Here is a 26,385-nt window from a genome sequence, read left to right on the forward strand (position 1 = left end):
CTTGTACTACTACTTTCTCTGTTATTCAGTCTGTCAAAGAACTCTCTCTTAACGCTCACCAGGGCTTCAACCCTGAAAGCGGATGCAAAGGTAAGGACTTTAAGGACACAAACCAAATAATTTTAAGAAAAAATTCGAAAAACAACGGTAATTTTATACTAAATTGACACAGGTCAAGGAAAACGGCACGAAAACAAGACAAAAACACAAAAAAACAAACAAAAGAAAAGGAAATGAAAAATGAAAATGAAAAAGAAAGAAAAAGGGAAAAAGACAGAAAAAAGAAAGAAGGAGAGAAAAGAAGGACAGGCCAAAGAAAAAAAACAGCAAAAAAAACAAGGAAGGAGAAAGAGAAAGAAAGAGAAAAACAAGAAAGGAACAGAAAAAGAACAGACAAGGAAAGGAAGAATAAAAAACAAGTGACAAAGACAATACAATCAAAAGCATCGCAATAATAATTAATGGGGCATCGCGAATACGACGCCCCATTAATTATATAATGTATTACTTAGGATAAGTTGATTACCAAGTGATGTTCATACCCAACGCCACATGAGCGTTTGAGCTGAGAGGCACACACACGCCTTTGGCGGTCTTGCCGAGGATATGATCCATACCGATAAAGAAATTATATCCCTTCGGATGTATGTTAAGCACCCATCCCATGCTCGCCGCAAAACTGTTGACAGCGAAGTTGACACCGCCATCCAGCCATTTGAGCGGAGTGTAGTTTGCGCTTATACGGCCCTCTGTCCACGAATACGCCCCACGGATACGCGTTGTGCTAAGTGCGCCGAACTTCACTTTCTTATATACCGGCAAAGTATATTCCGCTCCGAAATTGAGCGTCGCTCCTATTCCGGTTGTCCGTCCGCCCGTATCGCCCTGGTCTTTCAGGTTGATGAAGTCTGTTATCTGATCGGCATACCCGTCCGAGATATCATCGAGCTTGTCACCCTTTGACGAGCTTACAGCCACATCGTGAAATCCGTCAAACTCAAATTTGTCTGCCGCATTCACCGCACGCGCATTGCTGCTCCAACTGATAAAACCAAGGTCGATCAAAGACGCACTCACCGTCCAATCATCATTTATCTTGTAAACACCGCCAAGGTCGACAGCCATACCGAAGCCGGCGAGACCAGCACCGTCGATGTCGATATCGTTGATGGCCTCATATTGTCCGGCACCTTCACTCTCATAGTCTTTCATTTCCGAAATATATGTGAACCCGCTCATGGACACATTAGCCTCCGCCTGTCCGGACACAATCCACTTCTTGTCTGACGCAAGCTCGGCCTTCATGCCTTTCATCCGCAAATCGGCACGCCCCGCACCGAAAAGGAATTTCAGCTTCGCCCCCACTCTCAGCTTCTCATTTATCTGCCGTGAGTGTCCGAAAGCGAGCTCTGCGAAAGCCTGCGTGTTTATGTTTATGTCGCCGATGTCATAGTTGTTGTTGCCTATGTTCTTTGCAAACTCAAATAGTCCGTAAGGCAGCGACGTACCTACGTTAACACGCGTGTTAAGCTCCACGGTGTTGTATCCGCCGAAAGCCTTGAAGCCGGCAGACAGCACAGTCATGTTCACGTCGGCGAGCACACGGTTGTTGCCCGTTCCGAGTCCGCCAAGAGCATCGCTCACCGATATGTCGGGATGCATGAACGTCGTGAGCCTCTTGCCTCCCGGTGTAGGGTTGTCGAAGAGGATATCGCCCAATCCGTAGTTTCCCTGCATCTTCACGTTGATGTTACCGAGCGCCGGCACCGACACATAGTTATCCTCATTGCCGTATGCGGGATTCATCGTGTGCCGGAAAGTATATTCATCGGTGAAATAAGCCGAGTTTAAAGTCTGTGCCGTCATTGTGCCGCCGACCGCGATCATGGCCGCGGCCAAAATATGTCTATATGATAAATTCATGTCTTTCGCTATTATATATAATAATGTGTAAGTTAGTTAAGGTCTACCGTAACCTTTCCTTTCAGTTTCACCGATATGTTGTCCGCCTTGATATAGTGCTTCGTCGCGTTGAGCGTCTGCCCCGTCACTGCGGGTGCGCCCGCCGTCTTGGCCACTGCCTTGATCGTGAACTTGATCTTGTCGAGTTCCTTCAACGCACCTTTAGTCTGCTGTTTAGCCGTTATTTTGAGCGGTGTCGATACCGACCGGTTCCCGTTGTATGCTGCTATGACACCCTCCACATCCACTTTCACCTTGCCGGGGGCAAGCTCACGACCGGCGACATCCAATGCCACCGCTGTCACTTCGAGATATGCCGGCACGTGATTTTCCACATCGGCCGTGATTTCGAGTCTCGCGTCGTTGCCAAGGTCGATGTCTTCGAGGTCGCTGCTCAGCTCGTCGATACTGTCCGTATACACGATGCAAGCGTCATCGGCAAACGCCAGCGGAGCCTCTATCGCATAAGACGGTTTAATCATATAGTCATGTCCGAGCTTAAACTCCACCACCTTATCCTTGTCTGCCTTTGCCACCGCGCTGAAGGTCACCTTGTCGGGAATGGTCTTTATCAGGTCAGACAGTCCGGGCACAACCACCACCTGGTCATATCCGCCTGCCAGCACGTCAGCGTCGTTCACCCGGCAGATACATATTCTCGTCTTGCTGTTTGCGTTGATTGCCATCTCCGGCACGTTCAGCATTTTCAATACCGCACCGTCCTTATATGCCGTAAGCGTGCCTCTCACCTTTCCGTCAACGTCCATGTCTCCGTCGAGGGTAAGCAATATCTGCGGATTGTACAGGTCTATCACCACCCCGTCTTCTTCTAGGAACGACGGCACTCCGGTGATGTCGGCATCACCGAGGTCGGTAAGGTCTATCGTAGGGTCAAACTGTCCCTCGGCCGATGTGACCACAAACCTGCTCATCGCCACATCACTGCTGACCGAGAACCGTGCGTTGCCCAGCGGCGATCCGTCGAGCACCATCTCCCTGAATGCCGCCGACACCATCACGCTACCGCTGAGATCGATGCTCGTCTTGCCGTTGTTCTTTTTCAGTTCGAGCTTGCCCAGGCTCGTGTCATCGGCCGTGAAGTCGAGACGGGCCACGCTGCCTTTTATCACCAGGTCGCCGGCCGTGCCCACGTTCTTGAAAGACAACTCCGCCCCGCTCTGCGTGTGAGCCGGAGCCTGTATGCCGGTCACCACCATGTATGCGGGGAAGCGCACGGTCAGCTCGGTGAGCTGTGGCACGAATTTCTTGAGATCCTGCGAGAATTTTACCCTCAGCTCGAAATCCTCCGTCACCGTGGCGCCTTTCAGGCTGACAAGCTCTTCCGGGGCATTGTCGTCGCTGTAATCGAACACATGCACCTTACCGTTTGTCCTGGTCTCCGCGGGCAGTGTCACCCTACCCGGCACGTTGGGTATGCCTCCCAGGTCGGGAGTGTCAAATACCACGTCAAACGACTGACTGGTATTTTCCGTTATCACAATCTGCTCTATGCGCACCTTCACCGGCTCAACATCGGCTCCGGCCTGCCTGAACACATAGTCGCCGTTCTCATCTGTCACCACGCACTCCGAATCGTCAATGTCGAGAATGTCGTCCAACGTTATGTTTGTCGTCGAACTGCCCGGCAATGTCAACTCGCCATTGCCTATACCCACGGTCATGTCGACCTCGTCAAGGTCATACTTGTCGTCCGTGCAACCGGCGACGGCAACCACACCCGACACCATCAGCGGTGCCAGCCATTTAGCATCAAATAAATAGAATCTCATTCCTAAATTTTTATGTTAGTTTTGAATTTATTTCTTATTTCATACGGCAGGCTTTCCGCATCGCCCTTGTCACCGAGACGTGGCTCGCCTTCTGAAAAACAGTCTGACCCGAACGGATCAGCCCCGCTCCAAATCATTCGCTCCGCCCGTCGACCCGTACTGGCCATAGCTTATTTTGTGCAAAGATAGCGCAAGCCGAACGCAACGAAAACTTGTTTTCAGTTGCTGAGGCGAAGCCTATCTTGTGCAAAGATAATGCAAATTTCGTTAAAAGAGACATAACCGGATATGAAATATTTTCAAATAACGGTTTTCCGCATGCAACACCGACCAACTTCGTGAGCCACACAAAACGACCATCATTCGAAAAACACATCCGGATAGCGAACCGTTCCACTATATCCCGGCAAGGACATCCGGCCGCAATTCCACAATCATACAAAATTCGTGGGATATGTCAAAAGGATACATGCAGAAAGGATTATTTCACAGCATCATGTCCATTCCCTCATGAGACATATCCATCCCGATTCCTCCCTCTATGAAATTATCAAACAAAAACATCTTCAAAACTCGGCCGTTTCAAAATTAAAATCCTGCGGCCGAAAATAAGCGGATTTTGAGCAGCTTTATACAACAACCTGTATATCAACCCTATACACCCACAGCGCCGGCTTTTCCCAACAAAACCGGATCCCCACGCTCCCGCGTTTCTTTCATTTAGCGTCCCGTTGGTTCGCATTTAGACGCTAAACGGAAGCCGACGGGTATCTAAACGCTACGCAACCGGCAACCAAACGCACACCAACGGGCATCCCGTTGCAATAAAAAGACAAGATCACCGGCCATCAAAAACCACTCTATCGCATTCCGTATCGAAGTACATATCGCACCCACAATTCTATTTTACTAAAAAACAAAGTGTCAAATCCATGACTTTATTCATACAATATGCCACCTACCACGCTACCGGCCGCCGACATATCATCATGCCCGCACCGCTTCTTTACCTTATTCCACATCACAGCCTTCAAAGGCATCGTTTTTATCTTTGGCAGTGCCTTTGAAACATTTTTTATACTTATTTTTTTGATAAAAAGACATTGAAAACACTATTATCCACCCCGACACATTATATAATTTATTAACTTAGCGGCGGAAATTACTAACTGAATAATATAAAATTTAAACAAACGTTAAATCGAACTAAAACAGAAGCCGCACAGTAAACGACAGTCCCGGCTTTGCCGACAGCAGGCCAAGCGCCCTGCGGGACGTCGCTAAACAAGAAAAACAAGAATCACCAAATGTGCCCACAGGGCAAAAAGGCACATGCAAAAAACCACAATTAAAACCAAACAAAAAATTATGAAGAAATTATCTACATCTTTGCTATTGACATTGATGGCATTTCTTTTCTTCCCGTTGGTATCTCAGGCCGAGGAAACGGTACTGACACCCGCACAGACCACCGTTATACAAGCGAACGGAAAAACTGCGCAAAACGAGGAGACAGTACTCTTCAATGCCGACGCTACGGCATGGAGATGCTCACAAGCGAAAATCTCGGGGGGGGCATTTTCAAACATGCTGGCCAATTATGAAGGCTCCCCGGTAGTAATCACCAAGTTTGACGCTTCCGAGTTCATGACCGGAAAGACACTGAAAAAAGCCACACTCAAATTCTTCTCAAAGTGTACAGTGTCAGGCAAAAACTCAAACGTGCAGATAGCCCACATAGGAACAGGCTGGGACGCAACCACAGCCACATGGGCAAACACGAACAAGGCCGAAACACTCAACGCCACAGGCCTCAATGGCGACGGTGTGAATGTCAAGACCTCAAGAGTAGAACTCACGCAAGACGTCACGGAACAGCTTGCCGCATCGACTGACAACACCATCGGTTTCGGTATATTCACATACACCGGCCGTGAGCAGGAGATAACCGACATCACGCTCACAATCGAAGCCATAGACGCTTCCGCCTCATCGACATACACAGTAAAATATGTTGACGGCAACGGAAACGAGCTGAAAGAGAGCGAGACCCGCTCTGAGTCGATAGGCGCCGCCCTTGCAATCACCGACGCCGACAAAGCAAGCATCTACAACGCTGACAAGACAAAGAAATACATCTACGTAAGCGACGACGCAGAGGGCAAGACCGTCGCGGGAGACGCTTCTACCGTAATCACGGTTACATTCCGCGAGGCAGCCACATGGAACTATACCATCAATGCTGTCGATGAAAGCGACAACGTGCTGAAAGTGCTCAAGACAGGACAGAATTTCGAGGCCGAGACATTCGCCATGGCATACTCCACATACGTGAATGTAGACGGGACACTGTATGAATCCGGCAAACTCAGCTCCGACAAGAAAGGATATTGCTTCTCAATGACATTGAGCGAGGACAACATGGCCAAGAACATTGTCTTCAAGCCCACAAGCATAGAGAACGTCGTTTATTTCTCTGAGGCAGAGGACATCGAAGGCCTTACACTCACAACAAACAACAACACCAAGATACGCAGCTCCAACGGCGCTTCCGCTTATGCTGCCGAGTCAGACGTTGAGTTCACCAAACTGCCCAACGGAAAGTACACACTGACGACCGTCATCTGTGACGTTTCCAAGACACCGGCTTCCGAGTGGAACTACATCGCAGGAAAAGACACCGTATTCACATTCACCGCAACAGCCGTAAACTGGGTACAGGGAAAATCCGACGAGTTCACCTTGAACAATAAGGAGACAGGCATGTTGCTCGCAAAAGGCGGCAACAACAATATGGGAGTAGACTTTATCTACATCCAGAAGACTGGTGACGCCGAGCTGATCGAGCCGGCCGGCCCCGTAACTATCAACTTCAACGACTCTGCCTATGCAGTATCTTCCAGCTCAGCTACCGACGGTGACATCAAAGAGAACAAGGTTATAAATGCCGGTGACCTGACACTGACAATCAGCCCGAAAGAAGAAGGCAACAGCGCCGAGAACCGTTTCTGGGGCACAACAGCCGGTCCGCAGCTTCGTGTATACAGCGGCACGCTGACATTGGAAGCAGCTGAGGGCAAAGCTATCAAGAGCTTGACCATATCACAAAAGAAATGGAATGCAAAAAACTCATTCAACGGTACTGTCTCTGACAAATCCGAGTGGACAGGAAACTCAACAAACGTTGTTCTGAGCATCGCAGGAAACACTCAAATCAACAAGATTGAGGCAACAATCGAAGACGCTGACGAGAACACCACGACCTATACTCCCGCTCCCGCAATCGCGGTTGCCGAGAACATCGCAGCCCTGAAGGCTCTCGCCGACGAGACAGAGGCTACTCTGACACTGAACAATACCAAAGTCGTTGTATCAAGAGGTGCCAGCGGCCTTAGCGGCAGAGTGAGCGTGATAGAAGACGCCAGCGGTGCCGTGGCACTGGGTTCGGGCGTGATGAGCATGCTCATGGAGCTCGGAGCGTCGGAAGGCAAAGCCGTGACAGGTAAGGTGACCGGTATATACAGCGTGATAAACGGTGTACCGACATTCAGCGACAGCGAGAATACCGGCGCTACCGGCGACGAGGTTACGGCCGTTGAAGATACGGAAATCGCTCATGCCGAGGCTACCATAGCAGACGCCAAGAAAGAAGAGAACCTCTTCAAGATTGTAGACATCAAGGACATCACGCTCGAAGCCACAGGCATGCGCACGTTCACAGCCACACAGAACGAGGAGCAAATAGCGGTAGAGGACGTGATGATGACCCCGGGCTGGAGCTTCCTGACAGACGAGTACATGAGCGAAAGCGGAGAGGGCTACAACCTGCCGGCTATCGAGAGCATGACTGCCCTCGTATACAAGAACGCCGAAGGCGCTACCGTACTCTATCCGATGGAAATCGTTGCCAAGGAAGAGCAGCAGGAAGTACCCGTGGTTTGGGACTTCACCAAGTGGAGCGAGGAGACCGCAAACGACCTGAAAGCAGAGGCAGCGACAGTAGAACCCGACGCTGACGGCAAATATCCCGCAGTGACTCCGTGGCGCAGCTACGAGAAGGTTGCCGGCCCGAGCGAAGCCGAACCCGACAGAGGCGGCGCCGTATACTGGTATGGAACAGAAATCACCGAGGCACAGTCGCTCTGGGCCAACGGCCATGAGATTGCCGAGACAGCAGGTCTGCTCTTCGACAAGGTTGGTGCAGGATCGATCGCGATAGCCCTCAACTATCCCGAGACAACCCTCGGAACATATGCAGGTCCGGCATATCTGTGGATTGGCGGCAAGGACTTCTCGTTCGTAATTCCTGGTGTGAAGCCGGGCGCTACAATCGAAATCGGTCTCGAATCCCACAAGAGCACAGACGCGCGCGGCCTGAAGCTGAGCGTTGACGGAACCGAGTTCGCCCAGTGCGTTCCCACAACATTCGAGACATTCCGTGTCGTTGTTCCCGAGTCTGACGCCGAGACGGTAGACGTCAAACTGACAAACACCAACGGTTGCCACATCTACACAATCGGTATCACCGACTACCAGAAGACAGACGGCATCAACGGCGTGACCAACAACGTGAAGAACATCAACAACGATGTTTACTCAATAAACGGTGTCAAGGTACGCAACGCAGGCGAGTCGCTCAACGGCTTGGCCAAGGGTCTGTACATCATCGGCGGCAAGAAGGTTGTAATCAAATAACCAACCACCGCCTGACAAACATAAAAGGTCGCCTCATGTAGGCGGCCTTTTTGTGTTTGTTATTGCAAATTTATGCATAAACACTTGTGCGTTTGCATAAATATACGTATCTTTGCCCTGTATTTGCATAAATATACATACATGAAGATAAAGAAGAACAGACTTGAAACGCTGAGAATGATTATTTCGAGCCAGGAGCTGGGCAGCCAGGAAGAACTGCTCGACGCACTGCAAAACGAGGGCTTCAAACTGACACAGGCCACGCTGAGCCGTGACCTCAAGCAACTCAAAGTGGCGAAAGCCGCCACTATGAACGGCGACTACATATACGTGCTGCCAAACGTGACGATGTACAAACGCGTGAGCACCCCTAACCAGGTAAAGGAGATGATGAAGGTACCAGGCTTCGTATCCATAACATTCTCGGGAAACATGGGCGTGATAAAGACACGCCCCGGATATGCCGGCAGCATAGCCTACAACATAGACAACAGCAAAATACCGCAGATTATCGGCACGATAGCCGGAGACGACACCATATTCATCGTCATCAGGCAGGGAGCGGGCGAAGAGGAAGTGACCGACGCGCTGAGCAAGGTCGTGCCCAACATGGAATAACAGACGGTAACAACGATACGACAAGGTAAGAGACGACAGTTTTTTTTCTAAAAAGACCGATGGAAGATATCAATGTATTAGTGGCCGCTCCCGAACACGAGAAGTATGTGGACACCATTCTCGAAACAATCGCGGCGGCGGCGGCGGTGCGTGGCACGGGAATAGCCAAGCGCACACATGAGTATTTGGCAACGAAAATGAAAGAGGCAAAGGCCGTGATAGCGCTGCAAGGCGAGAAGTTCGCTGGATTCAGCTACATAGAGACATGGGGCAACAAACAGTATGTCACCACGTCGGGCCTCATCGTACACCCCGACTTCAGAGACATGGGAGTGGCAAAGAGGATTAAGGACATGACATTCACACTGGCACGCACACGGTGGCCGCACGCAAAGATATTCAGCCTGACAAGCGGTGCAGCCGTAATGGCAATGAACACCCGGCTGGGCTATCAGCCCGTGACATTCGCCGACCTCACGGACGACGAGGCGTTCTGGCGGGGATGCGAAGGGTGCGTGAACGTGGACGTGCTGAAACGCACCGGCCGCAAATACTGCATCTGCACGGCGATGCTGTACGATCCAGAAGAGCATCTGCCGGCCAAGCTGCCGCAGGAAGTGCTCGACAGAATAAAGGAGATAGAGAAGTGAGGTTAGGAAGTTAAAGGAGTTAAAGAAGTTAAAGGAGTTAAGGAAGTTAAAGGAGTTAAGGGAGTTAAAGGAGTTAAGGGAGTTAAAGAAGTTAAGACAAATGCTTTCAAGACGTGAATAGGCGAAAAGGAACAGAGATAGCAAATCACTCGCTTCGCTCATCAATACGTCTTCGTTATTCACTCTTCATTTAAATAATTTGTAATTAAAATATGGCAAACAAGAAAGTAGTGGTGGCCTTTTCCGGCGGATTAGACACCTCGTATACAGTGATGAAGCTGGCACAAGACGGATACGACGTATATGCCGCATGCGCCAACACGGGCGGTTTCAGCCCCGAACAGCTTAAGACCAACGAAGAGAACGCATACAAACTCGGCGCCGTGAAGTACGCCACGCTCGACGTGACACAGGAGTACTACGACAAATCGTTGAAATACATGATATTCGGCAATGTGCTGCGGAACAACTGTTACCCGATATCCGTATCTTCGGAACGCATATTCCAGGCCATTGCCATAGCACGATATGCCAACGAGATAGGCGCCGACGCAATAGCGCACGGCTCTACCGGAGCAGGCAACGACCAGATACGATTTGACATGACATTCCTCGTGATGGCTCCCGGGGTGGAGATCATCACGCTCACAAGAGACAAGGCGCTCACACGAAAGGAGGAGGTGGACTACCTGAACGAGCACGGATTTACCGCCGACTTCACCAAACTTAAATACTCTTACAACGTGGGTATATGGGGTACAAGCATCTGCGGAGGCGAACTGCTCGACCCTACACAGGGATTGCCCGAGGAAGCGTATCTCAAACACGTGACACAAAAAGAAGAGCAGCTCCTGAAAATAACTTTCGAAAAAGGCGAAATAACAGCAGTCAACGGCGAATTGTTTGACGACAAGGTGGCGGCGATACAGAAAATAGAAGAGATAGGCGCCGCATACGGCATAGGCCGCGACTGCAACGTGGGTGACACCATCATCGGCATAAAAGGACGCGTGGGCTTCGAGGCCGCAGCTCCCAAACTGATTATCGAGGCACACCGCCTGCTCGAGAAGTCGACACTGAGCAAATGGCAGCAATACTGGAAAGACCAGGTGGCCAACTGGTACGGTATGTTCCTGCATGAGAGCCAGTATCTCGAGCCTGTGATGGCCGACATAGAGGCTATGCTCACGTCGTCACAACGCAACGTGAACGGCACGGCCATACTGCGCCTCCGCCCGTTAGGGTTCGACACCGTTGGCATCGACTCGCCCGACGACCTCACCAAGTCTAAGCTCGGCGAGTATGGAGAAATGCAACGGGGATGGACGGCCGACGAGGCAAAAGGATTCATCAAGGTACTGAGCACCCCGCTGAGAATGTATTACGGAATACATAAAGACGAAAACAGATAAAAAGGCATGAAAAAGTTCTATCTGTCATCATCAGACAAGAAAATAGGCGGTGTATGCGGTGGGCTGTCCGAATACTTCGACATAGACCCGCTAATAGTCCGCATTGCTTTCGCCGCATTCATATTAAGCTACGGAGCCGGTCTCGTCACCTACCTGCTGATATGGCTACTCGCACCTAAAAATCATCAACAATGGTAAGAATCGGTATATTGGGCGGAGCCGGCTACACCGGAGGCGAGTTGACAAGATTGCTCATCAACCATCCGCAAGCAGAGATAGTGTTCGTCAACAGCGAGAGCAATGCCGGCAACAAGATTGCCGACGTACACGGAGGATTATACGGCGAGACGGACATGGCATTCACGGCCGACATGCCTTTCAGCGATACGGACGTGCTGTTCTTCTGTTTCGGGCATGGCAAGAGCGAGGCTTTCCTGAAAGAACACGACGTGCCGGCAAACGTAAAGATTATAGACCTGGCACAAGACTTCCGCATAGAAGCCCCCGGCAACGACTACACATACGGCCTGCCGGAACTGAACAAGGATAAAATAGCGGCCGCACAGCATGTCGCCAACCCGGGATGCTTCGCCACTTGCATACAGCTCGGACTGTTGCCGGCGGCAAAGATGGGACTGATTACGAAAGACGTAATGGTAAACGCCATCACCGGAAGCACCGGAGCAGGACAGAAACCCACGTCGACGACACATTTCTCATGGCGCACCGACAACATGAGCATATATAAGGCATTCACCCACCAGCATGTGCCGGAAATAAAACAGAGCCTGCGCCATGCTCAGGGCACACTTGACGCAGAGATAGACTTCATACCGTATCGAGGCAATTTCGCACGCGGAATATTCGCTACCTCGGTTGTACGGACAGATGCCGACATGGAAAGCATCGTGGCGGGATACAAAAAGTTCTACGCCGATGCGGCATTCACGCACTATGCAGACAAGGCAATAGACATGAAGCAAGTGGTGAATACAAACAAGTGTCTCGTACATTGCGACAAGCACGGCGACAAACTGCTCATCACTTCCTGCGTCGACAACCTGCTTAAAGGCGCTGTGGGCCAGGCGGTACAGAACATGAACATAATGTTCGGCATAGACGAGACGGCCGGCCTGAGACTTAAACCAAGCGCATTTTAAAAACACGGACAAGACAAGTACGGTAAAAAAAGAAAAGCATGAAACTATTTGACGTTTACCCGTTATTCGACATCAACATTGTAAAAGGTGAGGGATGCCGCGTCTGGGATGACAAAGGCACGGAATATCTCGACCTATACGGAGGACATGCCGTAATCAGCATAGGGCACTGTCATCCGCACTATACCAACAAGATAACCGCCCAACTGGGCAAACTGGGCTTTTACAGCAACTCAGTGATAAACACCCTCCAAACCGAACTGGCCGACAGGCTGGGCAAAGCATCGGGATATGAAGACTACCAACTGTTTCTGATAAACAGCGGAGCGGAGGCCAACGAGAACGCACTGAAACTGGCATCGTTCGCAAACGGACGCACAAGGATACTGTCGGCAGAGAAAGCTTTTCACGGACGCACGTCGCTGGCGGTGGAAGCCACGGCCAACCCCAATATCATAGCGCCCGTCAATGCCAACGGGCACGTCACATACCTGCCGCTCAACGACCTCGACGCATGGCGGGACGAACTGTCCAAAGGCGATGTGTGTGCCTGCATAATCGAATGTATACAGGGTGTGGGCGGCATCAGAATGGCAGACAAAGAGTTTGCGCAAGGACTGGCCGAGGCCTGCCGTGAAAACGGAACGGTGCTCATCGCCGACGAGATACAGTGCGGATACGGGCGCAGCGGGAGGTTCTTCGCCCACCAGTGGCTCGACATCCGCCCCGACATCATAACCGCGGCAAAAGGCATTGGCAACGGTTTCCCGATGGGAGCGGTGCTCATCTCACCCGATTTCGCACCGAAATACGGGCAGCTCGGCACCACTTTCGGCGGCAATCATCTCGCATGTGCGGCAGCCATATCGGTACTTGACGTCATTGAAAGCGAAAACCTGGTGGACAACGCACACGCCACCGGTGAGTATCTGATGGATAAACTGAGGGAACTGCAACAACAAGAATGCCATATCACCGAGGTGCGTGGCAGAGGGCTGATGATCGGAATCGAACTCGACATGCCGCACAAAGCGGTGCGCGAGGCTCTGCTGCGCAACGAGCATGTATTCACAGGATGTGCCGGAACGGGCACATTGAGACTGCTTCCGCCTCTTTGCTTCACAAAAGACATGGCGGACGAGTTTATCGAAAGGCTCAAAAGGGTTCTAAAACAAACAGTATGACAACCTGCACCTGACGCCCATACTGACGGCATCAGATGTTTATGGAATAAATAAAACGCAAATGAAGATTTCAGTTATCGGGGCGGGAGCAATGGGAGGCGCAATGGTACGCGGGCTGCTCAGAGGCAAAACACACGATGCCAAAGACATCACCGTGGCCGACCCGTCGCAAAGCACAATAGACTCATTCGCAGAAATGGGAGTAAACGTGACTACAGACAACCGCGACGCGGTGTCGGGTGCGGACACTATATGTGTGGTCGTGAAACCGTGGCTTGTGGAAACAGTGCTAAAATCCATAAAGCCATACATGGACTACGACAGGCAGACAGTCGTGGTAGTGGCGGCAGGCATCACATCGGAAAAGATTAAGGAATGGCTTGGCGACGGTGACGTGCGAGACCATGAGCTGCCCGATATATTCCTTGCCATCCCCAACATCGCAATTGCCGAACTAAGCTCGATGACATTCATCGTACCGGTAAAAGCCTCGGCAAACGATACCGACAAGGTTAAAGAGCTGTTCGACTGCATGGGAAGGGCAATCATTACCGAAGAACGGTTGCTCGCCGCCGGAACGACCCTCGCCTCATGCGGAATCGCATACGCGATGCGATATATACGGGCGGCAGCGGAAGGTGGGGTGGAGCTTGGATTTAAAGCCGATGAGGCCAAGAGTATTGTGCTCCAGACGGTGAAAGGCGCGGTAGACCTGCTCATAGCCAACGGCAATCACCCTGAAGTGGAGATCGACAAGGTCACAACTCCGGGCGGAGTCACCATAAAAGGCCTCAACGAAATGGAACACGCCGGATTTACAAGTGCTGTGATACGGGGCCTGAAAGCCGGAATGAAATGATATATTGCCATACATTTTAGAGTTTATTCCACAAGAGGACAAGAAACAAAAAGAAACTTTCGGCTACGGTACGTCATCCATCCATGCAAAGAGAGCAAAACAAAATGCCTCATATCATGAAGGAGACAAACAGTGGCAAAAACAAAAAATACGTATAATAACAGAACAAGACAAGCGACCATGAACGAACAAATAAAACAAATCGGCGAACGGCTGCGCGGATTACGCGAGGTTCTCGACATTCCGGCGGAAGAAGTGGCGCAGCTATGCGACATATCGCTCGAACATTATATGAAGATCGAAGACGGACAGGCAGACCCTTCCGTATATCGTCTATCAAAGATATCAAAACGCTACGGCATATCGCTCGACGTGCTGCTCTTCGGCGAAGAGCCACGCATGAGCAGCTATTTCCTCACCCGCAAGGACCAAGGCCTGAGCGTGGAACGGCGAAAAGAATATAAATACCAAAGTCTGGCAAGCGGTTTCCGCGGACGGAAAGTGAACCCGTTCATGACACAGGTGGATCCTCTGCCCGAAGGAGAGAAATACAATAAGAACTCGCACGACGGCCAGGAGTTTGATTACGTGGTCGAAGGCCGTCTCGAAATAACCATAGGCGACAAGGTTATGGAACTGGCAGAGGGCGACAGCATATACTTCGATGCCAGCCAGCCCCACTGTATGAGAGCGCTCGGCGGACGCCCGGTAAAGTTTCTCGCCATAATCATTTAAAGGTAAAAAAGAGGGATGACCATGGTTGAAAGATTTTATGACCATGGTTGAAAGATTTTATAACCATGACTGAAAGATTTTTAAGACAAACGACATTCACGTCGCAAGACGACTTCATAAACAACCTCCGCTTCATAATACCCGAAAATTTTAATTTCGCTTATGACGTCATGGATGCCTGGGCAGAGGAAAAGCCAGACAAGACGGCGCTGATATGGACCAACGACAATGACGAATGCATCAGGTTCTCATTTAAGGATATAAAAGAGCAGAGCGACCGCACGGCGGCATATTTCACACAACTCGGTATCGGCCGCGGCGATATGGTGATGCTGATTCTCAAACGCCGCTACGAGTTCTGGCTGTCAATGCTCGCTCTTCACAAGATTGGTGCGGTGGCTATTCCAGCCACGCACATGCTTACCACCCACGACATTGTATACCGCAACAACCGCGCCGGCATCAAAGCGATCGTCTGCGTGGGCGAAGAGTACGTCATGCGGCAGGTAAAGCAATCGCTGCCCGACAGTCCCACCGTGGAAACTCTCGTCAGCATAGGTCCCGAACAAGAGGACGGCTTCCATAATTGGCACGACGAATGGGCATCGGCGCCGGCTTTCACACGTCCCGAGCAGGTGAACGCCAACGACGACACGATGCTGATGTACTTCACGAGCGGCACGAGCGGAAAGCCCAAAATGGTGGCACACGACTTCCTTTATGCCCTCGGACATCTTACCACCGGTGTGTTCTGGCACAATCTCACCGAAGAAAGCATACACCTCACGGTGGCCGATACAGGCTGGGGGAAAGCCGTATGGGGCAAGCTCTACGGCCAGTGGTTTGCCGGAGCGGCCGTATTCGTATTCGATCACGAGAAGTTCACCGCCGACAAAATACTACGCAGGATAGAACAATACCGCATAACATCATTCTGCGCGCCGCCCACGGTATACCGTTTCATGATACACGAAGATTTCTCACGATACGATTTGTCATCACTGCGCTATTGCTGCACGGCCGGCGAGGCCCTCAATCCTGCCGTATACGACAAGTTTCTCCAGCTTACCGGCATACACCTCATGGAAGGGTTCGGACAGACCGAGACCACAATGACACTCGGCACGATGCCATGGACAAAGCCGAAGCCCGGCTCCATGGGACTGCCTAACCCGCAATACGACATCGCTCTGATAAAACCCGACGGCACACCATGCGAAGACGGTGAGAACGGAGAGATTGTAATAAGGGTCAACGATGAAAACGGAGAAGGGGAAAAGCCTATCGGGCTGTTCAAAGAATACTATCGCGACGATGAGTTGACACATCGCGTGTGGCACGACGGATATTACCACACCGGTGATGTGGCATGGCGCGACGAGGACGGTTATTACTGGTTCGTCGGCCGTATAGACGACGTGATAAAGAGCAGCGGCTACCGAATAGGGCCGTTCGAGGTGGAAAGCGCCCTCATGACCCACCCCGCCGTCATCGAGTGCGCCATCACCGGCGTACCCGACGATATACGGGGAATGGTGGTAAAGGCCACGGTAGTACTCAAAGACACATGGAAAAACAGGGGGGGCGAGGAACTGATAAAGGAGCTTCAGAACCACGTAAAGCGCGAAACGGCTCCATACAAATATCCCCGCATAATAGAGTTCGTCGATGAACTGCCCAAGACCATCAGCGGAAAGATACGCCGCGTGGAGATAAGAGAGAAAGACATGCATCCGGAAACGACGAAAAAAAACGATTAAAAACCACCGGCAACACACATTCACGGTTATGCGAATAGTAATCAAGATAGGCAGCAACGTAATCACACGCGACGACGGCCGGCTCGACATCACCCGCATGTCGGCTCTCGTAGACCAAGTGGCATGGCTGAGAGACAACGGCCACGAGATAATACTCGTATCAAGCGGAGCCGTGGCCTGCGGACGTAGTGAACTGAAAGTGAGCCACAAGCTCGACAGCGTGGAACAGCGGCAACTGTTCTCTGCCCTCGGGCAGGCAAAACTGATAAACCTCTATTACGACCTGTTCCGCGAATACCACATACACGTGGGGCAGGTGCTGACTATGAAAGAGAGCTTCGCCACCCGCCGCGAATATCTCAACCAGCGTGCCTGCATGACCGTGATGCTCGGCAACGGGGTGATACCGATAGTCAACGAGAACGACACCGTGAGTGTCACCGAACTGATGTTCACCGACAACGACGAACTGTCGGGCCTCATAGCATCCATGATGGATGCCGACAAACTGATAATACTGAGCAATATCGACGGAATATTCGACGGCTCACCACACGACCCCTCGTCACGGGTAATAAGGACGGTAAGCCCCGGACGCGACCTGAACGAATACATAAGACAGGAGAAAAGCGGTTTCGGCCGCGGCGGAATGACAACCAAATGCGGCATAGCCCGCAAGGTGGCTGACGAGGGAATACAAGTGGTCATAGCCAACGGCAAGCGCGACAACATACTCATCAGCCTCGCTCTCGACCCCGGCAACACGCCTCACACCGAGTTCACACCGAACACCGGAGCCGTTTCTAACGTCAAAAAATGGATTGCCCACAGCGCGAGTTTCGCAAAAGGCGCGGTCCGTGTGAACGAAAAGGCCGCTTCGGCACTGTGCGGCGACCGTGCCGTGAGCCTGCTGATGGTCGGTGTCACTGCCATAGAGGGAGACTTTGAAGAGGGCGACATCATATCAATCATCGACAACCGAGGCACCCGCATCGGCATAGGCCGCAGCTCATACTCCTCCGTTGAGGCCGCAACGCTCATCGGCAAGCACGACGTGAAGCCGATAATACATTATGATTATCTGTACATGGAATAGCGAACGGCCTCCGTCCGACGCCTGTTCATAAGCTGTTCAATATCACAACCCGTGACATTGAACAGCTTTTGTTTATCCCCGGGCTGTTGGACAGCCGCTTTATTCACATCTACCCTTCATACCCGGCACGGTCATCAAGATACATGGTAAGCCGAAAATGAGTCGAAAAGTTTGTTAAAACAACCTGTATAACTGGAAAAATCAGTAACTTTAACATTGTATTCGTGATTACCGGCGGTTATCTCTTGCCCGAGAGCAAAGTAAAGAAACCGAAACAAATCCATAATAACAAACTATCTAAAAACTTATATTTATTAAAACTCAGATTAAACAACAAACAGTCAGCTGATTATGAGATACTTTTTACTAACTGCATGCCTGCTTTTCGCTGGTGCCGGCATGCAGGCTCAGCCGATAGCCTTTCCGGGAGCGGAGGGTTACGGCAAGTATACTACCGGCGGACGAGGCGGACGTGTAATCACGGTTACCAACCTGAACGACAGCGGCGAGGGAAGCTTGCGAGCGGCGGTGGAGCAGAAAGGCCCGCGCATCGTGGTCTTCGCAGTAGACGGCACCATCGAACTTAAATCTCCGTTGCGAATAAACAACGACAGTATCACCATCGCCGGGCAATCGGCCCCGGGCGACGGTATCTGCCTGAAAGACTACTCGCTGGTGGTGAATGCGAGCAATGTCATCGTCCGCTACATCCGTGTGCGGGTCGGCGACAGGCACAACCGGGACAGCGACGGACTGGGAGGCGGACGCTACGGACAGAAGAATGTCATTCTCGACCACCTGTCTGTGAGCTGGAGCATCGACGAGTGCCTTTCTATCTACAAGACCGAGAACCTCACCGTGCAGTGGTGCCTCGTGTCGCACAGCCTGAACAGGTCTGTACACACCAAGGGCAGCCACGGGTTCGGCGGCATCTGGGGAGGCTACAAAGCCACATTCCACCACAACATGCTCGCCAACCACGCAAGCCGCAACCCGCGCTTTGCCTCGGTCGACGGCACCAAGTGGGTCGACTACCGCAACAACGTGGTGTATAACTGGGGTTTCAAGACCGCATACGGCGGCGGACATCACGGAGAGATAAACATGGTGAACAATTATTATAAGCCTGGCCCGGCTTCCGAACATCACAGGTTGCTTGATGTCGCGGCAGACGGCACCGGACGCTATTACGTTGCCGGAAACGTGATGGAAGGAGACGACGCCGTGACAGCCGACAACCGCAGCGGCGTATCCGATCGGCCCGGACTGCAATACGTACCGGCGCAGAAAAACGCCAGGAAGACGAGGGGTATCTCACCGGAAGCCATTCCCACCGAAGGCGAGAAAAGCCAATCATGCCTTGTAGTCACCCCGTTCCCATACGAGCCGATAGACGAGGATACCCCGGCCGAGGCTTACCTCAGGATTCTGGCTTCCGTAGGGTGCAGCCTCTCGCGAGACACATACGACAGCGAGGTACTGCGGCAGGTAAAAGAGGGCATAGGTACGTTCGGAAAGAACGGCATCATCAACACTCCGGAAGACGCAGGGGGCTGGCCGGAACTGAAAAGAGGAAAGGCTCTGCCCGACAGCGATGGCGACGGAATGCCCGACACCTGGGAACTTGCGCACGGTCTGAATCCCAACGATGCTGCTGACGCTGCCGCATACGGCCTCGACAAGTCGTTCACCAACATAGAAATGTATCTCAACGGATTGGTTGCCGGAAAATAATTAGCGGCCAATCTCCTATCACAGAATCTATCACTCCCTCTATATGCGACAGTATTCAAAGGTTGCCGCAGATAGAGGAAGCGAAAGATTTTTTACGGTAAAAGCGCTTTGCGCTGCCGGGTATAGCCCGATACTTCAAAGAAAACATAAGGCCGATGACAAGATGCCGTAAAGAAATCAAATCACCGGCCGTGAAAAAGTGTCACTCTCCGGAAAATATCCATTTGGAGTTGTCCGTACCGAAATCGTACGGCGCGAGTGTGGGCGTACTGTCACCCACGGAGTAAAGCACATACTTTTTGTTTATTCCCGGTTGTCCGGGTATTCCTTTAGGCATGATGCGGAACGTGCCGTCGGTCAACTGCTCGATGCGCCACAACTGGCTGTCGGCTCCCGTAAAGGCCGGAACAGACGCCACTTCCATGTCGCCCGTGGCGCAAAGGGCGCGGTCTGTTCCGGCTATGGTAATCTTGAAATACGGATTACTGAGATACCCGCCCGCCCCGGGCACGGCCTCGATATTCCACAACTGGTGCGGACGGAACATATTATCGCCCGTGCGCACGCCAATACCGCCCTCGGGCCATGATGCCCCAACCTCATCGAGAGTCTGGTCGGGTATACGCTCAAGAGGCGCGTCGGGAGATATGTTGTGCCAGCCCATGCGGTTTTTCCGCTCTATGCGCACAAAGTCGACAGCCAGTTCGAGCGCATATTCCCTGCGACAGGAGAGAATCGAGTATTTGCCTTCACGGAAACTGCGTCCCACGGTAGGCCAGCCGTCTTTCCACAGCAGCGGGCGGACAGCCAGCACGGAGTGGCCGCTGCGGTCGAAATCGGCCTCATAGTGGAACGACGCCACCTCGACACCCTCGTCGACGACCGTGCGCCCGAAGTGTCCCGCTCCCACACGCCGAGGCTCAGCGCCTGCCACCATCTTGCCGCCGCCTTCCAGCATCGAGCGGCCCACATTGTCCATATAAGGCCCTGTCACATTACGGCTGCGCCCGCAGACGATGTTATACGTGGAGTTCACCCCGTCGCAGCATGTGCCGTGGGTGCCGAGCAGATAGTAGTAGCCGTCACGATAGATAAGGTCCGTGGCCTCGCAGTCTATCGCTATGTCCACGGCCTTGTTTCCCTTGACCCTGAATCCCGTCTTCGGGTCAAGCTCTATGAGGCGTATGTTTCCGAAATATGTGCCGTACGACACCCACATCCGTCCGTCGGTGGGGTCGAGAAGCACTCCCGGGTCTATGGCGTCGTTGTCTTCCAGTCCGTCTGACGAGGCCACTTCCACCGGCTCCGTGTACCGGAAATCGGGTGACCGCGGGTCGAGTGTCTTGTTCCACATGGTGAGAATGCGGCCGTTGTGCCCGCCGCCGAGACCGCCGCCCGTGGCTCCGTATACCACAAGATACCTGTCGCCTATCTTTATCACATCGGGTGCCGCACCGCCGCCGGGACGCACCCCGCCGCCATGCCACGACCAACCGTCGTCGCTTATCAGTCCGCCGCCGCCCGTGCCGAACGTGTAGTATTTGCCGTCGCACTCGGCCAGTGTCGACGGGTCGTGTATCCACGGCTGTCCTGTCTGCGCCATTGCGGCCAGAGGAAGCCCGAGAAGTATTGCCGATAATATCTTTTTCATTGATGTTCAGTGTTTGATGTTCAGTGATTGAATGTCATTATTATTGTTTTTCCAAACGTGCAAGACCGTGGCTTGAAGCCCCATTGCCTATTTCAGGGTCACCTTATAACCGGTGACGGGCCGCCCCTTGCCGTCGATGAAGCGCACACAGAAATCGCTCATGCCCGGCCCGTTTATAACAGCCCCGCGCAAAACATGCCTTCCTTTCTTCAACGTGAGCTTCCGCGACACCACATCATCCTTCACCATGCGGCGGTCGCCTGAGAGCAGCAATACTTCCTCACCGTCTATCCACCACATCGAGGCCGAGTTGGAGCCTGCCGCAAGCCGTACGTCGGCAATGTCACGGTCGCAGTCTATCACGGTAACAGCATGGAACAGCACTCCATACTCACGTTTCTCCAGTCCCGTGGCAAAGCGGAACAGTTTCACGTTGAAGCGGTTGCTCTCCATCGCGTGCCACGTGAGCTGCCGGCCGCCGGCCGTCACCCGGCTTCCGTCTTTTGGCAGCATGGCGTCCTGTCCGTCATAGTAAGTCATGTTGAGGTGCTCCCGCAGGTAACTGTCAGTAAACACGGTGTTGCTCCTGTTGGGCTTGTCTATCGGCTCCAACAGCAGCCACCGGCGTATAAATCCGTCACTGTCGGGAGAAGTCTTTCCTGTGGCGGGCTTCACGAAATACCTCTCGCGCGGCTGTTCGGTCAGCGACAGCCAGTCCACCTCGGCGTCCCTGCCGTCTTGCAGTGTCAGCGTCAGGTCGCTGACACCCTCAGGCATCGTGCCTACGCTGATGTCCTTCTCCTGCCATTCTCCCCGGGTATCGTCCACATCGAGCATGGTCTCGTAGCTTCCGAGCCGCAACGCGAAACGTGCCTTGCCCGTGGTCTTCACCCGCAGACATACATTCTCCGCGCAACCGCTCTTCGTGTCCACATGGTTATATCTCACCCAGGCGCCCCGCCCGGCAAATACCGTCTTCCAACCGCGGAAACAGTCGGCTGTGTCATGATACTCAATGGCGGCTCCGCCTCCTATATCGCTATACCTGTCCAACTGCACCGGCTTGCGGGCATCGCTGACGCCCACGCCACGCCGTGTAGGAACGACCTCGCTGATTGTGCCGTCGGGGCGGAAGAAAAGCGAGTCGACGCATGCCGAACGGTTCTTGTCGAACGACGGACTGTAATCGTTGTGATGGTAAAACAGATACCACTGGTCTTTAAACATGACTATACTGTGATGGTTTGTCCAGCACCCGGAGGGCGACTCGCCCATGATTATGCCTTTATACGTATAAGGTCCCATGGGGCTGTCGGCCATGGCATACGCCAGGCACTCAGTGCCACCATCATGTCTCACCCACGGGTAAGTAAGATAGTACTTCCCGCCACGCTCGAACGCGAACGGCCCTTCCTTGAACCCGTCGGGCAATCCGCCTATCCGCTGCGGCTCTCCGTCAAGTTCCAGCAAGTTGTCTTTCAACCGGGCTACAACCAGTCCGCCGGCCGCCCAGAAAAGATAGTGATGTCCGTCGGCCGCCTTCATCACGCAAGGGTCAATCCCGGAAACGCCCTCTATGGGCTTGTCCTGCGGCACGAACTTCGGGGCGAACAGCCCGTCGGCTACGGCAACGCCTATTCCGAACCCACGCCGCCGGCCGGGCTCGGTCTTGGGGGCGTCGGGAAAGAAGAAATAGTACTTGCCGTTGTGCTCCACGCAATCGGGCGCCCACATGGAGTAAGCGGCCGGATCGCCCCAAGGCACTTGTTCCTGAGAGAGGATCACGCCGTGATCGGTCCACTCAACGAGGTCTGTCGACGAGAACATGTGGTAATCAGGCATCGCGAACCAACGTTTCTCCGGCGCTACGGGACTTATGATGTCGTGCGACGGAAAGAGATATACACGCCCGTTGAACACTCTGGCCGTGGGGTCGGCCGTAAACTGGTTGCGGATTATGGGGTTCTGCGCATGTGCCGCCGTGACGCACGCTGCCAGAACCAGTGCATGAAAAATTCTTTTACACATTGGATATATATAAAAAAAGAGTTTGTATGTATCGGGAAATTCGCCCGTCTATTACGGAAAGAAGCATATATGCGTATCAAAACGGGGTGTTGCCACGCTGACAAAAGCCGCAAGGCAACACCCTGTTTCTCATTCCACCGTGACCGTCGCCCTTCTCAACGCCTCCCCGGCAGACGAGTTGCCGTAGAGCAGCTCGTACGTTCCGGGCTTGACACGGATGGTATTCGTCTGCCCGTCAAACCACTCGAACGACTTGGACGTGAGGGCTATCGAGGCCGTGGCGGTCTTTCCCGCCTTGACATCGAGGCGGCAGTAACCACGCAACTGCATCATCGGACCTTCCGGATCGGCAGGGTTCCGCACATATACCTGCACCACCTCGGCACCGTCGCGAGTGCCGGTGTTCGTCACCGGTATTTCCATAGTCACGCCTCCGGTACCCACCGTGGTTGAGGACAGCCTTGCCTCGCCGATGTCGAACGTGGTATACGACAGGCCGTGACCGAACGGGAAGAGAGGCTTGAAACTACGGATGTAGCGGTATGTGCGGCCTTCCATGCGGTAATCCTCGAAGTCTCCGAGCTGGTCGGACGACGAATAGAACGTGACGGGCAATTTACCCGACGGGCACACCCTGCCATACAGCACATCGGCGACAGCCGTGCCGCCCTCCATGCCGGGATACCATGCCTGCACTATCGCCTCGCAGCTCTCCGTCTCGGGCCTCAACGCAATGGCGGAGCCGGAGCAGCACACAAACACGACCCGCTTGCCGGCCTCACGGAGAGCCTTCAAGAAGTCGCGCTGCACGGCCGGAAGCTCTATATGAGTGCGGTCGCCGCCTTTGAATCCGTCTATCTCCACGGGCATTTCCTCCCCTTCGAGACTCGGGGCGATGCCCCCTACGAACACCACCTTGTCTATGCCTTTCAGCCGTCCGATTATGTCTGAGTAGTCAATCTCCGACTCGGTGCCTATGTTTACCTTGATGCTCGCTCCGTAAGTGGGCATGTGGGCGAAGTGTATCTCTATCTTATACTCGCGCCCGGCCTCCACCTTTATAGGCGTGCGGGTGGGTGTGGTGCGCCACGTGGCGTGCCTCACCTTCACCTCGCCGTTGACAACCACGTCGAAACGACTTACCGACTCCACGTTGATAACCACCTCGCCCGACTTCGTTGGACGGAACACCGTCTCATACCGGGCACTGAAATCAGTAAGGTTCACGCCAGGGGCAAACTGGTAGTTGCCTGCCGTTGTCTTGGCAAAAGGCTGCGTGTAGTATTCCGTGGCAACAGGCTTGCCCTCGCGTGCGGTGTTGTTCCAGAACGTTCCCTTAAATCCCTTGCGCCCCTCGAAAGAGCACTCGTCGAAAAGCGGGGTCACGATGCGGCTGTCGGTAAGGTCGCAACCCTGATGGTACACCACCTTCCTGTTTTCCCGCCGTATGCCGTCGAGAATGGTGACGGTGGTCGTAGGCGTTCCGTTATAGTTTCCCCACATCATGGGCTTGTTGTCGGCATTCGGCCCTATGACGGCTATCCTCTCGCCTTTTCCAAGCGGCAGTATGCCGTTCCGGTTCTGAAGCAGCGTTATTGTCTGGCGAGCCATGTCGAGAGCGAGTTGGCGGTGCTCCTTGCTTTCAAGCACCGACGATGGTATCTTGCTCCACGACACGAGCGACGGGTCGTCCATCTCGCCGAGGTCGAAGCGCCCTTCAAGCAGCCTGACTACATGCTTGTCTACCTCCGCCTCCGTTATCAGTCCGCGACGGACGGCCTCCGGAACGCTCTTGTAGGCATAGTCGAAGCCGCACTCCACGTCTGTTCCGGCCAGCGTGGCGCGGGCCGCCGAGTGCACGGCGTCGCTCGCCACCTTATGATTGGCGTGGATATCGGTCACCGCGCCGCAATCGCTCACCACAAGATAGTCGAACCCCCACTCGTTGCGCAGTATGTCTTGCAGCAGCCTGGTGCTCGAACAGCAAGGCTCGTTGTCGTAACGCTGGTAGGCGCACATCACCTCGCGCACCCGTGCATCCTCGACCACAGTCTTGAAGGCAGGCAGATAGGTCTCCCACAGGTCTCGGGCTGATATGTTGTTGATGTCGGCCGTATGCCGGCTCCACTCCGGTCCGCTATGCACGGCATAGTGCTTGGCGCACGCCCACAGCTTGCGGTACTTGGAGTCCTCCGGGCCTTGCAGGCCACGCACCACCGCACTGCCCATCACTCCCGTCAGGTAAGGGTCTTCGCCGTATGTCTCCTGTCCGCGTCCCCAGCGCGGATCACGGAAAATGTTCACGTTGGGAGTCCACACCGACAGGGCGTGAAAGCGGGTGACATCGCCTCCACGGGCCGTCAGCTCGTTCCACTTGGCGCGCGCCTCGGTGCTGACCGCGTCGAACACACGGTATACCAGTGCGTCGTTCCACGAGGCGGCCATGCCTATCGGCTCGGGAAAATTAGTCACTCCTCCCATGTTGGCGACACCGTGCAGAGCCTCGCTCCACCACTGCCACCGCTTTATGCCAAGCCTCGGTATTGCCGGAGAGTCGTCGAGCATCAGCGCGGCTTTCTCCTCAAGGGTAAGCCGGGCACATAAGTCAACGGCCCGCTCGCGGGCGGTAAGTTCTGGATTTTGATACGGAAGTGTCTGCGCACTCACGGCAATGGCACCGCACATCATTGCCGACAGCAATAATATTCTTGATTTCATAGGCCACATGTTTTTTTTATTAAGATAAAGATTCTTCAAGTCACAAAGTTAACAAAAACAAGTGTACAACGGATACCACATCCGGTTTTTTACGTTATTTAACCAAAAAGACACGTCACAGACAATTTGTCACGCAAAGGATGAAAATCCATAACAACGCATCGGCACAATGAAAACCGGTCTTGGCACCGCCACCAATTATCTTTACAAAACGCCTCTCATATTTCAACCGTTTAAAATTAAAAAGGCGACAGCCGAAAATAAGCGAATCATGGACAGATTTCCACAACTATCTGTATATCAACAAAATGCACCCAATAAACCCACATCCCC

General features: G+C 53.0%; 18 protein-coding genes. 13 read left to right on the plus strand and 5 right to left on the minus strand.

The window, feature by feature from the left end; translation table 11 throughout:
- Positions 1-233 precede the first annotated feature (233 nt).
- On the plus strand, positions 234-455 hold the full coding sequence (locus HPS53_RS10985; protein WP_172206243.1) for a hypothetical protein: 222 nt from the start codon (positions 234-236) through the stop codon (positions 453-455).
- Positions 456-522: 67 nt separating this feature from the next.
- Here the strand turns inward: HPS53_RS10985 and HPS53_RS10990 are convergent, their stop codons facing one another.
- On the minus strand, positions 523-1,923 hold the full coding sequence (locus HPS53_RS10990) for a DUF5723 family protein (protein WP_104368234.1): 1,401 nt from the start codon (positions 1,921-1,923) through the stop codon (positions 523-525).
- 32 nt (positions 1,924-1,955) lie between these two features.
- A complete protein-coding gene (locus HPS53_RS10995) occupies positions 1,956-3,752 on the minus strand; it encodes a hypothetical protein (RefSeq protein ID WP_172206245.1) in 1,797 nt (598 codons plus the stop codon).
- Between the two features lie 1,368 nt (positions 3,753-5,120).
- Between HPS53_RS10995 and HPS53_RS11000 the strand changes: the two genes are divergently transcribed.
- From HPS53_RS11000 to HPS53_RS11055, 12 genes are all read left to right on the plus strand, one after another.
- Positions 5,121-8,447: a hypothetical protein gene (locus HPS53_RS11000; RefSeq protein ID WP_172206247.1), complete on the plus strand. Its 3,327-nt coding sequence runs from the start codon at positions 5,121-5,123 to the stop codon at positions 8,445-8,447.
- Between the two features lie 141 nt (positions 8,448-8,588).
- A complete protein-coding gene (locus HPS53_RS11005; RefSeq protein WP_172206249.1) occupies positions 8,589-9,065 on the plus strand; it encodes an arginine repressor in 477 nt (158 codons plus the stop codon).
- Between the two features lie 59 nt (positions 9,066-9,124).
- Entirely contained in the window at positions 9,125-9,715 is a 591-nt protein-coding gene (locus tag HPS53_RS11010; protein WP_172206251.1) for a GNAT family N-acetyltransferase, read from the plus strand.
- 212 nt (positions 9,716-9,927) lie between these two features.
- The gene (locus tag HPS53_RS11015) at positions 9,928-11,127 is read left to right on the plus strand and encodes an argininosuccinate synthase (RefSeq protein ID WP_172206253.1); all 1,200 of its coding nucleotides are present in this window, start codon (positions 9,928-9,930) and stop codon (positions 11,125-11,127) included.
- A 6-nt stretch (positions 11,128-11,133) separates the two neighbouring features.
- Positions 11,134-11,325, plus strand: a complete 192-nt coding sequence (locus HPS53_RS11020) for a PspC domain-containing protein (RefSeq protein WP_104368260.1) — start codon at positions 11,134-11,136, stop codon at positions 11,323-11,325.
- Complete coding sequence (gene argC / locus HPS53_RS11025) at positions 11,319-12,287, plus strand: N-acetyl-gamma-glutamyl-phosphate reductase (protein ID WP_104368259.1); 969 nt, start codon at positions 11,319-11,321, stop codon at positions 12,285-12,287. The genes HPS53_RS11020 and argC overlap by 7 nt, the downstream gene beginning before the upstream one ends.
- Before the next feature lie 38 nt (positions 12,288-12,325).
- Positions 12,326-13,471 carry an aspartate aminotransferase family protein gene (locus HPS53_RS11030; RefSeq protein WP_172206255.1) on the plus strand — a complete coding sequence of 382 codons (1,146 nt, stop codon included), beginning with the start codon at positions 12,326-12,328 and terminating at the stop codon, positions 13,469-13,471.
- 61 nt (positions 13,472-13,532) lie between these two features.
- Positions 13,533-14,330 carry a pyrroline-5-carboxylate reductase gene (locus tag HPS53_RS11035; protein ID WP_104368262.1) on the plus strand — a complete coding sequence of 266 codons (798 nt, stop codon included), beginning with the start codon at positions 13,533-13,535 and terminating at the stop codon, positions 14,328-14,330.
- A 180-nt stretch (positions 14,331-14,510) separates the two neighbouring features.
- Entirely contained in the window at positions 14,511-15,065 is a 555-nt protein-coding gene (locus tag HPS53_RS11040; RefSeq protein WP_104368257.1) for a helix-turn-helix domain-containing protein, read from the plus strand.
- 65 nt (positions 15,066-15,130) lie between these two features.
- Positions 15,131-16,825: an AMP-binding protein gene (locus tag HPS53_RS11045; RefSeq protein WP_172206257.1), complete on the plus strand. Its 1,695-nt coding sequence runs from the start codon at positions 15,131-15,133 to the stop codon at positions 16,823-16,825.
- 28 nt (positions 16,826-16,853) lie between these two features.
- A complete protein-coding gene (gene proB / locus HPS53_RS11050; protein ID WP_104368295.1) occupies positions 16,854-17,921 on the plus strand; it encodes a glutamate 5-kinase in 1,068 nt (355 codons plus the stop codon).
- A 351-nt stretch (positions 17,922-18,272) separates the two neighbouring features.
- Positions 18,273-19,655, plus strand: a complete 1,383-nt coding sequence (locus tag HPS53_RS11055; RefSeq protein ID WP_172206259.1) for a pectate lyase — start codon at positions 18,273-18,275, stop codon at positions 19,653-19,655.
- 202 nt (positions 19,656-19,857) lie between these two features.
- On the opposite strand, the gene HPS53_RS11060 is transcribed toward HPS53_RS11055, so the two are convergent.
- The 3 genes from HPS53_RS11060 to xyl3A all read right to left on the minus strand — a co-directional run bounded on the left by HPS53_RS11060 (position 19,858) and on the right by xyl3A (position 26,052).
- A complete protein-coding gene (locus tag HPS53_RS11060) occupies positions 19,858-21,306 on the minus strand; it encodes a family 43 glycosylhydrolase (RefSeq protein ID WP_172206261.1) in 1,449 nt (482 codons plus the stop codon).
- An 87-nt stretch (positions 21,307-21,393) separates the two neighbouring features.
- A complete protein-coding gene (locus HPS53_RS12510) occupies positions 21,394-23,334 on the minus strand; it encodes a family 43 glycosylhydrolase (protein WP_216651926.1) in 1,941 nt (646 codons plus the stop codon).
- Between the two features lie 129 nt (positions 23,335-23,463).
- Positions 23,464-26,052 (minus strand): xylan 1,4-beta-xylosidase, encoded by a 2,589-nt coding sequence (gene xyl3A / locus HPS53_RS11070; protein WP_172206263.1) that lies wholly within the window; start codon positions 26,050-26,052, stop codon positions 23,464-23,466.
- Between the last annotated feature and the right edge of the window lie 333 nt (positions 26,053-26,385).

The organism is Prevotella sp. PTAC, from assembly GCF_013166535.1.
GTDB lineage: Bacteria > Bacteroidota > Bacteroidia > Bacteroidales > Bacteroidaceae > Prevotella.

Excerpts from the sequence above, each read along its gene's own strand:
- HPS53_RS10985 (WP_172206243.1), top strand. The coding sequence starts at position 234 with ATGAAAAATGAAAATGAAAAAGAAAGAAAAAGGGAAAAAGACAGAAAA.
- HPS53_RS10990 (WP_104368234.1), bottom strand. The coding sequence starts at position 1,923 with ATGAATTTATCATATAGACATATTTTGGCCGCGGCCATGATCGCGGTC.
- HPS53_RS10995 (WP_172206245.1), bottom strand. The coding sequence starts at position 3,752 with ATGAGATTCTATTTATTTGATGCTAAATGGCTGGCACCGCTGATGGTG.
- HPS53_RS11000 (WP_172206247.1), top strand. The coding sequence starts at position 5,121 with ATGAAGAAATTATCTACATCTTTGCTATTGACATTGATGGCATTTCTT.
- HPS53_RS11005 (WP_172206249.1), top strand. The coding sequence starts at position 8,589 with ATGAAGATAAAGAAGAACAGACTTGAAACGCTGAGAATGATTATTTCG.
- HPS53_RS11010 (WP_172206251.1), top strand. The coding sequence starts at position 9,125 with ATGGAAGATATCAATGTATTAGTGGCCGCTCCCGAACACGAGAAGTAT.
- HPS53_RS11015 (WP_172206253.1), top strand. The coding sequence starts at position 9,928 with ATGGCAAACAAGAAAGTAGTGGTGGCCTTTTCCGGCGGATTAGACACC.
- HPS53_RS11020 (WP_104368260.1), top strand. The coding sequence starts at position 11,134 with ATGAAAAAGTTCTATCTGTCATCATCAGACAAGAAAATAGGCGGTGTA.
- argC (WP_104368259.1), top strand. The coding sequence starts at position 11,319 with ATGGTAAGAATCGGTATATTGGGCGGAGCCGGCTACACCGGAGGCGAG.
- HPS53_RS11030 (WP_172206255.1), top strand. The coding sequence starts at position 12,326 with ATGAAACTATTTGACGTTTACCCGTTATTCGACATCAACATTGTAAAA.
- HPS53_RS11035 (WP_104368262.1), top strand. The coding sequence starts at position 13,533 with ATGAAGATTTCAGTTATCGGGGCGGGAGCAATGGGAGGCGCAATGGTA.
- HPS53_RS11040 (WP_104368257.1), top strand. The coding sequence starts at position 14,511 with ATGAACGAACAAATAAAACAAATCGGCGAACGGCTGCGCGGATTACGC.
- HPS53_RS11045 (WP_172206257.1), top strand. The coding sequence starts at position 15,131 with ATGACTGAAAGATTTTTAAGACAAACGACATTCACGTCGCAAGACGAC.
- proB (WP_104368295.1), top strand. The coding sequence starts at position 16,854 with ATGCGAATAGTAATCAAGATAGGCAGCAACGTAATCACACGCGACGAC.
- HPS53_RS11055 (WP_172206259.1), top strand. The coding sequence starts at position 18,273 with ATGAGATACTTTTTACTAACTGCATGCCTGCTTTTCGCTGGTGCCGGC.
- HPS53_RS11060 (WP_172206261.1), bottom strand. The coding sequence starts at position 21,306 with ATGAAAAAGATATTATCGGCAATACTTCTCGGGCTTCCTCTGGCCGCA.
- HPS53_RS12510 (WP_216651926.1), bottom strand. The coding sequence starts at position 23,334 with ATGTGTAAAAGAATTTTTCATGCACTGGTTCTGGCAGCGTGCGTCACG.
- xyl3A (WP_172206263.1), bottom strand. The coding sequence starts at position 26,052 with ATGAAATCAAGAATATTATTGCTGTCGGCAATGATGTGCGGTGCCATT.